Raw genomic sequence first — 14,465 nt, forward strand, 5'->3', positions numbered from 1 at the left:
GAGCCGCTCTTGATCTTGATCTGCTTGTGATCTTGATCTGGCTTTTGATCTTAGGCGCCCCGTTAAACCACGCTGGCCGGAATTCGACAGGGATTTGGGAGGTAAACCGGCAGGGATGCCGGTTTAGCCGCCCCGCGCCATGGATGGCGCGTGGCGGCGGCCCCCCAAATCACTGGCGGATTACGGGCACACCGAGCCTGGGCGAGGTGCCGAGTGGTGGGGCAAGAGCGTTTTGCTTACTTTTGCGCTTTTCAAAAGTGAGCCGCTGTAAAAGCGGAACCCTAAGTAGCCGTTACCGCAGGGATGGATATGTACACGGTCCAACTGTGTTGACTGTCAGGCCGTCTTCGCAGGCAAGCCAGCTCCCACATTGGATCGCGGGGCATCAGCATCAGTTAATCTGTGTCGGCTGTCAGGCCGCCATCGCAGGCAAGCCAGCTCCCACAGTTGATCCCACTGCGCCCGAAGGATTTTATTCACAAAGACCTCAGGGCACCGGCGTCACATCAATACGATACGGCTCAAAAATCTTCAGCATCTGGCCACTGTCGCGCAGACGCTTGAGCAGTTCGGCAAACGCCGGACCAGTGATCGGTGCCTTGGGCCGCAACAACGCATAGTGGTGATACACCTGGTCAATACGCTCCGACACCAAAAACTGCCCCGCCATGTCCGCGTTGCGCACCATGAAATCACTCAGGTACGAACGGGTAACCAACGCAATATCCGCACGCCCACGAGCAACCATCAGCAGATTACTGTCATGGGAGTAGGTCAACGTCGCGTTGAAACGCTCGGCCATGTTCTTGGGATCGGGATTGAAGTCAGCAAAGGCATAGTGATACCCGCTGAATACCGCCAGGCGCTTGCCGGTGAGGTCGGAAAAATAACTCTGGTCGCGACCGGGCTGACGCTGAGCGACAAAAATCTCCGCATCTTCCAGCCCCATATCAACACTGGTATGGGCAATATTCTGCCAACCCCAGGACGGGTTTTCGAAGATCGCCATGTCGACCCGGCCTTGCTCGAAGTCACGAAAACGCCGAGGTATCGAGGTAGGCACCACCACAAACTGGTAATCGGTTTGCGCAGCGTTCAACGCCTCGACCAATTGCGGCAGCAACCCGGTGTCGGCGCCTTGTTCAGGGCGTACGGTGTAGGGCGGAAAATGCGCCGCGCCGATTCTCACCAACTGCGCGGCACCAGCCTGCGTCCACGCGGCGGTGCCCAGTGCCCATAAAGTAAGTCCTGCAGCCAGCCGCCATGGCGAAAACATCGAGGCACACACCGTTGAAGAGTTCAATGCCGATAAGCTAGGCGTTTTTACTGGGGGAGACAACTTTCGCCAGCAAATTAATAACTTGCGCCTCAGTCCGACTTCAGCACCATCAACAAGGCCTCTTCGGCCAACTCCTCAAGGGTCAGGCTGCCTTGGGCACGAAACCAGGTGGTGGTCCAGGATAAGGCCCCGGTGAGGAAGCGCCGGGTAATAAACACATCGCCCCGGATGTAGCCAGCGGCCTTGGCCTCGCCCAGTACCTGCAACCAGATCTGCTCATACACGTCACGCAGGGCCAGCACGTGCGCCTGGCCTTCGGCCGACAGCGAGCGCCATTCGTAGACCAGCACCGCCATGGCCTCGCCACTGCCACCCATGATCGACTGCAACTCGCAGCGGATCAGCGCCAGCACGCGTTCGCGCACCGTGCTCGCCTCCTCCAGTGAAGCGCGCATCATCGCGGTGTTGTAATGGATGGTTTCCTCCATCACGGCACGCAATATCTCATCCTTGCTCTTGAAGTGATGAAAGATGCTGCCGGACTGGATGCCCACGGCGCTGGCCAGATCTCGCACGGTGGTGCGCTCGAAACCCTTGTTGCGAAACAGATGAGCCGCGGTTTGCAGCAACTTGCCGCGGGCGCTCTCGGGGTCGGTCAATTGGCCACTGTCGACCATGGTGCGCATCACCCCCAGGGCTTTGTGCTCATCCATGCTGCTCTCCTTCACGTCTACTGTCGTCTTGGCCGGCAATTTAGGCCGTGACTGCCACCCAAGCAAGCGCTTGGGTAAAACTTGTGACTGGAGTTTACAAACCAAGCGCTTGCTTGGTAGTCTCGGCACCAGCCCTTAGAGGAAGGATTTCTCATGAGCAAGACGGTACGTATCGGCTGCGCCAGCGCCTTCTGGGGCGACACTTGCACCGCCGCCGCCCAATTGGTGCAGGGCGGTGCCTTGGATTACCTGGTGTTCGATTACCTCGCGGAAGTCACCCTGTCGATCCTCGCCGGTGCCCGCCTGAAAGACCCCAAGGCCGGTTACGCCACGGATTTTGTCGAGGTGCTGACACCCCTGCTGGCGGATATCCAGCGCCAGGGCATCCGGGTGATCAGCAATGCCGGTGGTATCAACCCCCAAGCCTGCGCCGCCGCCCTGCAAGCGGCCTGCGATAACGCGCACATCCCGCTGAAAATCGCCGTGTTGCTCGGCGATGACCTGCACCCTCAACTCAAACAGCTGCCACCTGTCACCGACCTGTACAACGGCGCTCCGCTGCCGCCTCTGTGCGTGTCCGCCAACGCCTACCTCGGCGCACCGGGCATTGCCCAGGCCCTGGGGCTCGGCGCTGATATTGTCATCACCGGCCGGGTGGTCGACAGCGCAGTGGTCAGCGCGGCACTGGTGTATGAATTCAATTGGTCATGGCAGGACTACGATCACCTGGCCCAGGCTGCCCTGGCCGGGCATATCATCGAATGCGGCGCCCAATGCACCGGCGGAAACTTCACCGACTGGCGTGACGTGCCCGACTACGAACACATCGGCTTCCCTATCGTCGAAGTCAGCGCCGACGGCCAGTTCACCGTCAACAAGGTCGAAGGCAGCGGGGGGCTGATCAGCGAACTCAGCGTGGCCGAACAACTGCTGTATGAAATCGGTGACCCGCGCGCCTATGTGCTGCCGGACGTGATCTGCGATTTCAGCCAGGTCAAACTGCAGCAACAAGGCAAACACGCGGTGCGCCTGCACGGCGCCAAGGGCCTGCCACCCACCGACCAGTACAAGGTCAGCGCCACCTACCCCGATGGCTTTCGCTGCACCGCCAGTTGCCTGCTCGCTGGCATCGACGCGGTGGCCAAGGCCGAGCGGGTCAGCCAGGCGCTCATCAACAAGACTTCGGAGCTGTTCAGCCAGCGCGGCTGGGCGCCCTACACCGACGTCAACATCGAACTGCTCGGCAGCGAAGCCACCTACGGCGCCCACGCCCGGCGTGCGGATTGCCGCGAAGTGGTGGTGAAGCTGGCGGTGCGGCATCCGAACAAGCAGGCGCTGGTACTGTTCGCTCGCGAGATCGCCCAGGCGGCCACCGGCATGGCACCGGGGCTGACCGGCATTGTGGGCGGGCGGCCGACGGTGTATCCGCTGATTCGGCTGTTTTCGTTCCTGGTCGACAAATCACGGTGTAGCGTCGCCATCGAGTACCAAGACCAACGTCATGCCGTCGAGCTGCCCGCCTCCGCGCCTCTGCTCACGCCGGCTGTGCCCATCGAGCCGGCCAAGCCGGAGGGCCGTGCCGATGCCAGTGTGCCGCTGGTGAAACTCGCCGTGGCGCGCTCAGGTGACAAGGGCAACCACAGCAATATCGGCGTGATCGCTCGCCACCCTGACTACCTGCCGTGGATCGCCGAAGCCCTGACCCCGGAGGTAATCGTCGACTGGATGGACCACGTGCTCGACCCGATCCATGGCCGCGTCGAGCGCTGGTACTTGCCCGGCAGTCACAGCCTCAACTTCCTGCTGGAAAACGCCCTGGGCGGCGGCGGCATCGCCAGTTTGCGCATCGATCCCCAGGGCAAGGCCTTCGCCCAGCAACTGCTGGAAATCCCCATCGCCGTACCGCAACACATTGCCGATCAACTCACCTAAAGGACCGTTGCCGTGGCCTTCGACTCGATCTTCAAAGCCGACCTGTTCCAAGGGCAAACCCTGATCGTCACCGGCGGCGGCAGTGGCATTGGCCGTTGCACCGCCCATGAACTGGCGGCCCTTGGCGCCCGCGTGATCCTGGTGGGGCGCAAGCCGGACAAGTTGCAGCAGGTTGCACAGGAAATTATCGATGACGGCGGCGTCGCCCATTGGCAGGCCTGTGACATCCGCGATGAAGAGGCGGTGAAGGCACTGGTCACGCAAGTTCTGCACGACCACGGCCCCATCCATGGGCTGGTGAATAACGCCGGCGGCCAATACCCGTCGCCCCTGGCCGCGATCAATCAGAAGGGCTTTGAAACCGTACTGCGCACCAACCTGGTGGGCGGTTTCCTGATGGCGCGGGAAGTGTTCAACCAGTCGATGAGCAAGCACGGTGGCGCGATCGTCAACATGCTCGCCGACATGTGGGGCGGCATGCCCGGCATGGGCCACTCCGGCGCGGCGCGCTCCGGCATGGACAACTTCACCAAGACCGCCGCGTTTGAGTGGGGCTATGCCGGGGTGCGCGTCAACGCCGTGGCGCCTGGCTGGATTGCCTCCAGCGGCATGGACACCTACGAAGGCGCGTTCAAGGCGGTGATTCCCACCCTGCGTGAGCATGTGCCGCTCAAGAGCATCGGCACCGAGTCGGAAGTCAGCGCGGCCATCGTCTTCCTGCTCAGCCCGGCTGCGGCCTTTATCAGCGGCAGCACCCTGCGCATCGACGGCGCCGCCAGCCTGGGCAGCCGCGCATGGCCGCTGCACAAGGCGCAGGCGCCGAGCGAGCCGTTCAACGGGTTCCACCGCGCCTACCTGCCGGATGTGCTCAAGGCGGAGCAATAACGCCATGCCAACCATTGAAACCCTGATCGACCCCAACAGCCCAGCGTTCGCGCAGAACCGCGAAGCCATGCTGGCGTGCATCGCCCAACTGCGCCAACTGGAACACGCCCTGCTGGCCAAGGCCCAGGAAGCCAAGCCCAAGTTCGACAAGCGCGGCCAATTGCTGCCCCGTGAGCGCCTCAACCTGCTGCTGGACCCCGGCGCGCCGTTCCTGGAGCTGGCCAGCCTGGCCGGCTACAAACTCCACGACGACAAGGACGGCAGCGCCGCCGGTGGCGGGCTGATCGCCGGCATCGGCTATGTCAGCGGCGTGCGCATGCTGGTGGTGGCCAACAACAGCGCGATCAAAGGCGGCACCATTTCCCCTTCCGGGCTGAAGAAATCTCTGCGCCTGCAACAGATCGCCATGGAGAACAAACTGCCGGTGGTGACCCTCGCCGAAAGCGGCGGCGCCAACCTCAACTACGCCGCCGAGATTTTCGTCGAAGGCGCGCGCAGCTTTGCCAACCAGGCCCGCATGTCCGCCATGGGCTTGCCGCAGATTACCGTGGTGCACGGCTCGGCCACGGCCGGCGGTGCGTATCAGCCGGGCCTGTCGGATTACGTGGTGGTGGTGCGCGGCAAGGCCAAGCTGTTCCTCGCCGGGCCACCGTTGCTCAAGGCCGCCACTGGCGAAGTCGCCACCGATGAAGAACTGGGGGGTGCGCAGATGCACGCGCAAACCGCCGGCACCGCTGAGTACCTGGCCCAAGACGATGCCGACGGCGTGCGCATCGTGCGTGAAATTGTGGGCCTGCTGCCCTGGAATGATCGCTTGCCGCACGCACCACAACGCGCTTATCGCGAACCGCTGTATCCGATTGAAGAGCTGTTGGGGCTGATCCCCGATGACCCGAAAAAACCCTACGACGTGCGCGAGATCCTGGCGCGCCTGGCTGACGGTTCCAACCTGCTGGAATTCAAGGGCGAGTTCGACCCCCACACCGTCTGTGCCCATCTGCATATCCAGGGGCGCGCCGTGGGAGTGATCGGCAATAACGGCCCCATCACGCCGAAGGGCGCGAGCAAGGCCGCGCAGTTTATCCAGCTGTGCGACCAAAGCCGCACGCCGCTGCTGTTTTTGCACAACACCACCGGCTTCATGGTGGGCACCGAGTCGGAACAGCAAGGGGTAATCAAGCACGGCGCGAAGATGATCCAGGCGGTGGCCAATGCCCGGGTGCCTAAACTCACCATCGTGGTCGGTGGCTCCTACGGTGCCGGCAACTACGCAATGTGCGGCCGCGGCCTCGACCCACGCTTTATCTTCGCCTGGCCCAACAGCCGCACGGCAGTGATGGGCGGCGCACAGGCCGGTAAGGTGCTGCGCATTGTCACCGAGGCCAAGCAACTCAAGGACGGCCTGGTGCCCGACCCCAAAGTGCTCGACATGCTCGAACAGGTCACCGCGCAGAAGCTCGACAGCCAGTCCACCGCCCTCTACGGCAGCGCCAACCTGTGGGACGACGGGCTGATTGATCCACGGGACACCCGCACCTTGCTCGGTTTTTTGCTGGATATCTGTCACGAAGCCGAACTGCGGCAACTGCAACCGAACACCTTCGGCGTGGCGCGCTGATCGTTCCCACGCTCCACGTGGGTGATCGCTCCCACGCTCCGCGTGGGAATGCAAACCAGGACGCTCCGCGTCCCAACAGGGAGAACAATAAAAATGATCTTCACCCAGGAACACCAGGAACTGCGCCGCACCGTGCGCGCCTTCGTCGACCGCGAGATCAACCCGTACGTGGATGAATGGGAAAAAGCCGGACGCTTTCCCATTCACGAGATCTTCCGCAAGGCCGGCGACCTCGGCCTGCTGGGCATTTCCAAACCGGAAAAATTCGGCGGCATGGGCCTGGACTACAGCTATTCCATCATCGCCGCCGAAGAGTTCGGCACCATCCGCTGCGGCGGCATCCCCATGTCCATTGGTGTGCAGACCGATATGTGCACCCCGGCCCTGGCGCGCTTCGGCTCCGATGAACTGCGCGAAGAGTTCCTGCGCCCGGCCATCAGCGGCGAACAGGTCGGCTGCATCGGTGTCTCGGAAACCGGTGCCGGCTCCGACGTGGCCGGGCTCAAGACCCATGCGCGCAAGGATGGCGACGACTATGTGATCAATGGCAGCAAGATGTGGATCACCAATTCGCCCAGCGCCGACTTCATCTGCCTGCTCGCCAACACCTCGGACGACAAGCCGCACATCAACAAATCCCTGATCATGGTGCCGATGAACAGCCCCGGCATCAGCGTCAGCCCGCCGTTGGAAAAACTCGGCATGCACAGCTCCGAGACCGCCCAGGTGTTTTTCGACGACGTGCGCGTGCCGCAACGCAACCGCATCGGCCACGAGGGCGCGGGCTTCATGATGCAGATGTTGCAGTTCCAGGAGGAACGCCTGTTTGGCGCGGCCAATATGATCAAGGGCCTGGAGTACTGCATCGACAGCACCATCGAATACTGCAAGGAGCGCCAGACCTTCGGCAAGGCGTTGATCGACAACCAGGTGATCCACTTTCGCCTGGCGGAACTGGCCACCGAAATCGAATGCCTGCGCGCCTTGGTCTACCAGGCCACCGAGCAGTACATCAAGGGCCTAGATGTCACGCGGCTGGCCTCCATGGCCAAGCTCAAGGCCGGGCGCCTGGGCCGTGAGGTCAGCGACAGTTGCCTGCAATATTGGGGCGGCATGGGCTTCATGTGGGACAACCCGGTGGCCCGCGCCTATCGCGACGTGCGCCTGGTGTCGATTGGCGGCGGTGCCGACGAAATCATGCTGGGCATCATCTGCAAACTGATGGGCACCCTGCCCGGTAAAAAGCCATGAACACCTTGCTGCTAGAAGCCCACAACGGCGTGCTGCATATCACCCTCAACCGGCCCGAATGCCGCAATGCAATGAGCCTTGAAATGGTCAATGAGCTGCGTGCGGTACTGGCGCAGTTGGACAGCCAGGTGCGCGCCGTGGTGATCAGCGGCGCGGGCGGGCATTTTTGCGCGGGGGCCGATGTGAAGGATCTGGTCGGCGCGGGGGATCAACTGCAAGCGTTGAACCGCGCGTTTGGGACCTTGCTGCAAGAGGTGGAGGCGCTGGCGCAGGTGGTGATCGTGGTGCTGCAAGGCGCGGTGCTGGGCGGTGGGTTCGGGCTGGCGTGCGTGAGTGATATTGCGATTGCACAGGGCCAGGCGCAATTCGGCTTGCCGGAAACCCGCCTGGGCTTGTTGCCGGCGCAGATTGCGCCCTTTGTGGTCAAGCGTATTGGCCTTACCCACACGCGGCGCCTGGCGCTGACAGCGGCGCGGTTTGATGGGGTGGAGGCTGGGCGGCTGGGAGTGGTGCATTTTGTCGAGCACGACTCCCAGGCATTGGCGCAGCGGGTGGATGAGGTGTTGGGGCAGGTGTTGCAGTGTGCGCCGGGGGCGAACGCACGGACTAAAGCGCTGTTGCTGGCCAGTGTGGATGAGCCCCTTGAGACCGTGCTGGATCGCGGGGCGCAGTGGTTTGCCGAGGCGGTGAGGAGTGAAGAAGGGGTTGAGGGGACGCAGGCGTTTGTGCAGAAGCGAAAGCCGAGTTGGTCTCGATGACGCCATCGCAGGCAAGCCAGCTCCCACAGGGGAACACATTTCAAATGTGGGAGCTGGCTTGCCTGCGAAGAGGCCCCAACACACGCCACATTCATCAAGGGATAACCCAATGCCCGCATTCAGCAAGATCCTGATCGCCAACCGCGGCGAAATCGCCTGCCGCATCCAGCGCACTGCCCAGGCCCTCGGCTACCGCACCGTGGCCGTGTACAGCGACGCCGATACCGATGCCCTGCACGTGCAGATGGCCGACGAAGCCGTACACATCGGCCCGGCGCCCGTCCACCAGTCCTACCTGAACACAGAGGCCATCCTCGCCGCCGCCCAACTGACCGGCGCCGACGCCATTCACCCCGGCTACGGCTTCCTCTCGGAAAACCCCGACTTCGCCCGCGCCTGCCTGCAGGCCACGCTCACCTTCATCGGCCCCAGCGCCGAAGCGATCGAACTGATGGGCAGCAAACGCCTGTCCAAACTCGCCATGCTCGACGCCGGCGTACCTTGCATCGCCGGCTACCAAGGCAGTGCCCAGGACGATGCCACCCTGCAACAGGAAGCCGAACGCATCGGCTTCCCGCTGATGATCAAGGCCAGCGCCGGTGGCGGTGGACGAGGCATGCGTCTGGTGCATCAGCGCGAACAGCTGCTGGAGCAACTGCGCACCGCACGCTCGGAAGCCATGAATGCGTTCGGCAGCGACGAGTTGATCCTCGAACAGGCGTTGATCGACCCGCGTCACGTGGAAGTGCAACTGTTCGGCGACCGCCATGGCAACCTCATCTACCTCGGCGAACGCGACTGTTCGATCCAGCGCCGCCATCAGAAAGTCATTGAAGAAGCGCCCTGCCCCGTGATGACGGCCGATCTGCGCCAGGCCATGGGCGAAGCCGCGCTCAAGGCCGGGCGGGCGGTGAACTATGTAGGTGCCGGCACCGTGGAGTTTCTGCTCGACCGCAACGGCCAGTTTTATTTCCTGGAAATGAACACGCGCCTGCAAGTCGAACACCCCGTCACCGAGATGATTACCGGCCTCGACCTGGTGGACTGGCAGTTGCAGATCGCCGCCGGCCAACCGCTGCCACTCACCCAATCACAGGTAACCCTGACCGGCCACGCCATGGAAGTGCGCCTGTACGCCGAAGACCCGGCCCAGGGTTTCCTGCCGCAAACCGGTGACGTGTTGCGTTGGGAACCAGCCCCCGGCGTACGCATCGACCATGGACTGCTTGAAGGCCAAACCGTCAGCCCGTTCTACGACCCAATGCTGGGCAAGATCATCGCCCACGGCGCCAGCCGCGAAGAAGCCCGGCGAAAACTGCTGCGGGCCGTGGAAGACAGTGTATTACTGGGGGTAGCGACCAATCAGCGCTTGCTCATCGACCTGCTCAAGCACCCGGACTTTATCAACGGCGACTTCAGCACGGGCTTGATCGCCGAACACTTCAGCGTCATCTCACAGCAGACGGCGACCGCTGAACAGCTCTCGCTGGCCGCCGCGCTGTTTTATCAACACAGCGCCAACCAGCACCCCCAAACACTCGCGCGCTGGCGCAACACGGCGAGTGTCCCCGCCACGTACCGCCTGGAGGTCAACGGCCAACTCCACAGTGTCAGCGTTGACGACCTGCAACTCACCACCGACAGCCGCCACGCCAGCCTGGTCATCAACGGTATCCGCCGCCGCATCGCCTATCACCTGGACGGCAACCGGCTATGGCTGCCAGGGCTGACCGTCACCGACCGCACCCAGCAAGTCGCCAGCCGCCAGGCCGACGCCAGCAGCGGTACGGTCCAGGCGCCCATGGACGGCGCCATCGTCGATATACGGGTGTGCGTCGGTGAGGCCGTCAGCAAAGGCCAACTGTTGCTGGTGCTCGAAGCGATGAAAATGGAGCACCCGTTGAAGGCCGGCATCGATGGCACCGTCAAGGAGATGCGCGTCATGACGGGCGATCAGGTGCGCAACCGTCAGGTTTTGCTGGAGATCGAATAACGCCCCTAGGCGGAACTACAGGGCCGGGCTACGCTCTATCCCCATCAGGAAGGGACGAGTACGGGAACCTGCACATGCCTCATTGGCTGATTATTGACCTTGAAGCCACAACGGATGACGGCGGCTGGCCCGTGACGGAGATGGAAGTCATCGAGATCGGTGCCAGCCTGGTCAACCGCCAGGGCCGCGAACTGGACCACTTCCAGCGCTTTGTGCGGCCCTTGCGCCGGCCATTGCTGACACCCTTTTGCCGCAAACTCACCCATATCACCCAGGCCAATATCGACACGGCCGCGCCGATCACCGAGGTGTGGCCGCTGTTCGAGCGCTGGCTGGGCCAACATCAGCCACGCCTGGAAGGCTGGGCCAGCTGGGGTGACTATGATCGCGTGCAGCTTGAGCTGGAGTGGCAGCGCCATGGCCTCGCCAGCGCCTTGGGCGACACGCCGCATGTGAACCTCAAGCAACGCTTTGCCAAGGCCCGGCGCCTGGACAAGCCGCTGGGGCTCAATGGTGCGCTGCAATTGGCCGGAATGCAGTTCAATGGCCAGCAGCATCGCGCCCTGGAGGATGCACGCAACACCGCGCGCCTGCTGCCACTGATTTTGCCGGTCTAGGCAGCGCTTGCAGCCTTGGGCATACTGGCCAGCCAATTTCCGTTGATGCTGCCCACCTGTAGGAGCGAGCTTGCTCGCGAAGGTCGCCAACGATAACGCAGCGCCTCAGCTTTAACGCGGTGTTCTCAGGTTTTTCGCGAGCAAGCTCGCTCCTACAGTGGTTGGCGTAAGTCTTGACCTTTTTCCGAGGATTCACCCATGTTCAAAGTCAACGAGTACTTCGACGGCACCGTCAAGTCGATCGCTTTCGGCACCGCAGAAGGGCCGGCGACCATCGGCGTGATGGCTCCGGGTGAATACGAATTCGGCACCGCCCAACGTGAAATCATGCACGTGGTCTCCGGCGCCCTGACCGTGAAGCTGCCTGACAGCAGCGACTGGGAAACCTTCGCCGCCGGCAGTCAGTTCCACGTACCGGCCAACAGCAAGTTCCAATTGAAGGTTGCGGTGGACACCGCCTACCTGTGTGAATACCGCGGCTAAGCGGTACCCGGCACACAAAAAAGCCCGTCTCCCACCAGACGGGCTTTTTTTATTCCAACACCGTTACCGGCATGCCGACTTCCAGGCGCCCGATGCCATCGTTGACCAGGTTCTGGCCGAACATCGCGCCCTTTTCGGTCTTGCGGTAGGTTTCCAGTGTCGTGAAGGGCTCGCGGTCGGGGCTGCGCTCACCGGTCTGGGGGTCGATGGTGGTGAGGATGCACCGCGAACACGGCTTGACCACCCGAAACTCCACATCGCCGATGCGCAAGCGCTTCCAGCCGTCTTCGGCGAAGGCCTCGGCGCCTTCGATGACCAGGTTGGGACGAAAACGCAGCATCTCCATCGGGCGGCCGATCTTTACACACAAGTCGTCGAGGGAGCCCTGGCCGATCAACAGCAACGGGTAGCCGTCAGCGAAGCCGACCTTGTCGTCATCCTTGCCATAACCGGCTTCGGTGGTGCGCGCACGTTCCAGGGGCAGTTGCACCAGGCGCGTCGGCTTGCCAATGAACGCGCTGACCCAGGCCGCGGCCTCATCGCCAGCATCCGGCACGCGCAGAGTGTCACGCCAAATGGTCACACCGCGCAGTTCGCTGGCGCTGCCCGGCAACGCTACATCCAGCGGCGCGTAGCCCGGCGAGCTCAGGGTCAGGCCCCCGCTGCTGTTCCATAACGCCGAGAGCTGGCTCATCTTCGCCACGGCCCGCTGCGTCAGGAACCGCCCGCTGGCTTCATCCACCAGCATCCAGCGTCGATCCCCGTCCAACCCGAGTTTATCCAGCCCAATCTGCTGCAAAGTTTCGGCCTTGCCGGACTTCAAGGGGTAACGGTACAACGCGCTGAGACGCAGCATGGGCCTGCCTTCCTAGGAAACAAAGTGTCATCCTAAAGTCAGGCGGGCATTTCGTCCAACATCAGTCGCTGGCGCACCACGTCCACCAGCTTGTCCGGCTGGAATTTGGAGAGGAAATTGTCGCAGCCGACCTTCTTGACCATCGAATCATTGAAGCTGCCCGACAGCGAGGTGTGCATCACCACGTACAGACCGCGCAGGCGTGGGTCGTTGCGGATCTCGGTGGTGAGGCGGTAGCCATCCATCTCGGGCATTTCAGCGTCGGTAAAGATCATCAGCAGTTTGTCGGTCATGACCTGGCCACTGTCAGCCCAGGCCTTGAGCATGTTCAATGCCTTGAGGCCGTCGCTGGCAATGTGCATCTTCACACCCAACTGGCCCAGGGTGTCACGCAGCTGCGACAACGCCACGTTGGAGTCATCCACCAGCAGCACTTCGCGGCCACGGGCACGCTCCAGCACCGGGTCTTCAAGTTTGTCCCGGGAGACCTTGGCGTTGTAGGGCACGATCTCGGCGAGGACTTTTTCCACGTCGATGATTTCCACCAGTTGCTCATCGACCTTGCTGATGGCGGTGAGGTAGTGCTGGCGACCGGCGCTGGTCGGCGGCGGCAGGATGGCTTCCCAGTTCATGTTGACGATGCGGTCGACGCCGCCCACCAGGAACGCCTGCACCGAGCGATTATATTCGGTGACGATAATGGTGCTGTTGGGGCCCGGCACCAAAGGACGCATACCGATGGCCTGGGACAGGTCGATCACCGGCAGGGTCTGGCCACGCAGGTTGACCACCCCACACACGAACGGGTGGCGCTGGGGCATCAGGGTCAGCTTGGGCAACTGCAGCACTTCCTGCACTTTGAACACGTTGATCGCGAACAACTGCCGTCCGAAGAGGCGGAACATGAGAATTTCCAGGCGATTCTCACCCACCAATTGCGTGCGTTGATCTACCGTGTCGAGAATGCCGGCCATTAAAAGCTCCTGGTGTACACGCCGCAGGCGCGTTGAAAGGGTGTGCAACTGTATAAGCACGTTATCGGCGGCAAGCGCCGGACCTTGACCCGAATAAAATGCCATGTAAATCCATTGATGTCACACTGACATCATGCTTTACTGCCTAGGCCCCTGATGCTCTTTCAAGCCGCCTTGCGCGACAGTCGAATTGACGTGCAGTTCCACCACATAGGGGATTCCCCTATGCGCAATCAGGCCCAACCTGATATTCGCGATATCTAATAGCCATTAATGTGACGCCATTCTCATTGCATGAATGGAGTCAGGCTTTTGTTTGCCATCCCCAGCCCTTGGCCCACGGGCCTTTCAGGCACTCACGTATCGGCAACTGAAGTCGTGTCATCCCGTACAACCGGGGCTACATACGACTTTCGTGAGCACTTCGCTAAACGTCCTACTGGATTATCAGAATCGACCTACAAGTCCGAGCCGTATTTCAGCGCTAGTTTTACGTCATTCACCCGGTGCGACATCTCATCATCCGACCCTACGTTGCGGAGACCTGCATGATGAACGACGGTAACGAGTGGCAATCTGCACTTCCCGAGTTCCTGCACGAGGCTGAAAAGCTGCTGATCAGGTCAGAAGAGTGCTTGAACCACCTGCATTTGATTCGAAACGACAGTGACGCTATCGACTGCATGAAAGCCAGCCTGAACAAGCTCGCCGAGAGCGCAGACTGTCTCGCATTGCAGGCCATTAGCGAGTTCTCTCGGCAGATTCAATACTTGATTGCCAATGCCGTGAGCCCGGTGCAATTGCATGACCAGGCGCTGCATGCCTTGCATGACTGCTTGACGCTACTGGCCTGGCAACTGGAACTGATCGATATCCGTACTGGCAAGCTTAGTCTGGATGAAGAAGAGCAGTCGTCGCTGATTGAGGCGGTCAGCTTGCAGATCCCGCAAAAAGCCCCCCAATACACTCCGCAGCATGATCGGCGCGCACAATAAATATCAATTAGCTATCAATGCAATAACGATACAAACCAACTTTGTTAATACAACTTTCCATGTTGAACTCTGGGGTGCCCGCCCAGAGTATTCGCGTGGGCCATAAACCCA

General features: G+C 61.7%; 13 protein-coding genes. 9 read left to right on the forward strand and 4 right to left on the reverse strand.

The genetic code is table 11. From position 1 onward, the window contains the following. Positions 1-487: 487 nt before the first annotated feature. Together AB4P90_RS20220 and AB4P90_RS20225 are read right to left on the reverse strand one after the other, a co-directional pair. Positions 488-1,276: an ABC transporter substrate-binding protein gene (locus AB4P90_RS20220; protein ID WP_020302548.1), complete on the reverse strand. Its 789-nt coding sequence runs from the start codon at positions 1,274-1,276 to the stop codon at positions 488-490. Between the two features lie 92 nt (positions 1,277-1,368). Then, positions 1,369-1,992, reverse strand: a complete 624-nt coding sequence (locus AB4P90_RS20225; protein ID WP_014719316.1) for a TetR/AcrR family transcriptional regulator — start codon at positions 1,990-1,992, stop codon at positions 1,369-1,371. Between the two features lie 153 nt (positions 1,993-2,145). Between AB4P90_RS20225 and AB4P90_RS20230 the strand changes: the two genes are divergently transcribed. From AB4P90_RS20230 to AB4P90_RS20265, 8 genes are all read left to right on the forward strand, one after another. Further along, complete coding sequence (locus tag AB4P90_RS20230; RefSeq protein WP_395605333.1) at positions 2,146-3,924, forward strand: acyclic terpene utilization AtuA family protein; 1,779 nt, start codon at positions 2,146-2,148, stop codon at positions 3,922-3,924. A gap of 12 nt (positions 3,925-3,936) precedes the next feature. Further along, on the forward strand, positions 3,937-4,809 hold the full coding sequence (locus AB4P90_RS20235) for an SDR family oxidoreductase (RefSeq protein ID WP_395605334.1): 873 nt from the start codon (positions 3,937-3,939) through the stop codon (positions 4,807-4,809). A 4-nt stretch (positions 4,810-4,813) separates the two neighbouring features. After that, complete coding sequence (gene atuC, locus AB4P90_RS20240; RefSeq protein WP_019818528.1) at positions 4,814-6,427, forward strand: geranyl-CoA carboxylase subunit beta; 1,614 nt, start codon at positions 4,814-4,816, stop codon at positions 6,425-6,427. 93 nt (positions 6,428-6,520) lie between these two features. Beyond that, positions 6,521-7,678, forward strand: coding sequence for a citronellyl-CoA dehydrogenase (atuD, locus tag AB4P90_RS20245; RefSeq protein WP_395605335.1), 1,158 nt, complete (start codon positions 6,521-6,523; stop codon positions 7,676-7,678). Beyond that, positions 7,675-8,436: an enoyl-CoA hydratase/isomerase family protein gene (locus tag AB4P90_RS20250; protein WP_089041954.1), complete on the forward strand. Its 762-nt coding sequence runs from the start codon at positions 7,675-7,677 to the stop codon at positions 8,434-8,436. The genes atuD and AB4P90_RS20250 overlap by 4 nt, the downstream gene beginning before the upstream one ends. A gap of 109 nt (positions 8,437-8,545) precedes the next feature. Continuing rightward, positions 8,546-10,429, forward strand: coding sequence for an acetyl/propionyl/methylcrotonyl-CoA carboxylase subunit alpha (locus AB4P90_RS20255; RefSeq protein ID WP_019818533.1), 1,884 nt, complete (start codon positions 8,546-8,548; stop codon positions 10,427-10,429). A 74-nt stretch (positions 10,430-10,503) separates the two neighbouring features. Further along, positions 10,504-11,046: an exonuclease domain-containing protein gene (locus AB4P90_RS20260; protein ID WP_395605336.1), complete on the forward strand. Its 543-nt coding sequence runs from the start codon at positions 10,504-10,506 to the stop codon at positions 11,044-11,046. Positions 11,047-11,244: 198 nt separating this feature from the next. Continuing rightward, positions 11,245-11,529 carry a pyrimidine/purine nucleoside phosphorylase gene (locus AB4P90_RS20265; RefSeq protein ID WP_014719324.1) on the forward strand — a complete coding sequence of 95 codons (285 nt, stop codon included), beginning with the start codon at positions 11,245-11,247 and terminating at the stop codon, positions 11,527-11,529. Between the two features lie 49 nt (positions 11,530-11,578). On the opposite strand, the gene AB4P90_RS20270 is transcribed toward AB4P90_RS20265, so the two are convergent. Both AB4P90_RS20270 and AB4P90_RS20275 read right to left on the reverse strand, forming a co-directional pair. After that, a complete protein-coding gene (locus AB4P90_RS20270; protein WP_032904201.1) occupies positions 11,579-12,385 on the reverse strand; it encodes an MOSC domain-containing protein in 807 nt (268 codons plus the stop codon). A 38-nt stretch (positions 12,386-12,423) separates the two neighbouring features. Then, positions 12,424-13,359: a chemotaxis protein CheV gene (locus AB4P90_RS20275; RefSeq protein WP_003192887.1), complete on the reverse strand. Its 936-nt coding sequence runs from the start codon at positions 13,357-13,359 to the stop codon at positions 12,424-12,426. A 548-nt stretch (positions 13,360-13,907) separates the two neighbouring features. Between AB4P90_RS20275 and AB4P90_RS20280 the strand changes: the two genes are divergently transcribed. After that, complete coding sequence (locus AB4P90_RS20280; RefSeq protein ID WP_014719326.1) at positions 13,908-14,354, forward strand: hypothetical protein; 447 nt, start codon at positions 13,908-13,910, stop codon at positions 14,352-14,354. The last annotated feature ends 111 nt before the right edge of the window (positions 14,355-14,465 follow it).

The sequence above is a fragment of the Pseudomonas sp. B16120 genome (genome assembly GCF_044218845.1).
Taxonomy (GTDB): Bacteria; Pseudomonadota; Gammaproteobacteria; order Pseudomonadales; family Pseudomonadaceae; genus Aquipseudomonas; species Aquipseudomonas paracarnis.

Bases quoted from the DNA above. Each gene is read 5' to 3' on its own strand.
- AB4P90_RS20270 (WP_032904201.1), bottom strand. From the start codon at position 12,385: ATGCTGCGTCTCAGCGCGTTGTACCGTTACCCCTTGAAGTCCGGCAAG.
- AB4P90_RS20225 (WP_014719316.1), bottom strand. From the start codon at position 1,992: ATGGATGAGCACAAAGCCCTGGGGGTGATGCGCACCATGGTCGACAGT.
- AB4P90_RS20275 (WP_003192887.1), bottom strand. From the start codon at position 13,359: ATGGCCGGCATTCTCGACACGGTAGATCAACGCACGCAATTGGTGGGT.
- AB4P90_RS20250 (WP_089041954.1), top strand. From the start codon at position 7,675: ATGAACACCTTGCTGCTAGAAGCCCACAACGGCGTGCTGCATATCACC.
- AB4P90_RS20265 (WP_014719324.1), top strand. From the start codon at position 11,245: ATGTTCAAAGTCAACGAGTACTTCGACGGCACCGTCAAGTCGATCGCT.
- AB4P90_RS20255 (WP_019818533.1), top strand. From the start codon at position 8,546: ATGCCCGCATTCAGCAAGATCCTGATCGCCAACCGCGGCGAAATCGCC.
- AB4P90_RS20260 (WP_395605336.1), top strand. From the start codon at position 10,504: ATGCCTCATTGGCTGATTATTGACCTTGAAGCCACAACGGATGACGGC.
- atuC (WP_019818528.1), top strand. From the start codon at position 4,814: ATGCCAACCATTGAAACCCTGATCGACCCCAACAGCCCAGCGTTCGCG.
- AB4P90_RS20280 (WP_014719326.1), top strand. From the start codon at position 13,908: ATGATGAACGACGGTAACGAGTGGCAATCTGCACTTCCCGAGTTCCTG.
- AB4P90_RS20230 (WP_395605333.1), top strand. From the start codon at position 2,146: ATGAGCAAGACGGTACGTATCGGCTGCGCCAGCGCCTTCTGGGGCGAC.
- AB4P90_RS20220 (WP_020302548.1), bottom strand. From the start codon at position 1,276: ATGTTTTCGCCATGGCGGCTGGCTGCAGGACTTACTTTATGGGCACTG.
- atuD (WP_395605335.1), top strand. From the start codon at position 6,521: ATGATCTTCACCCAGGAACACCAGGAACTGCGCCGCACCGTGCGCGCC.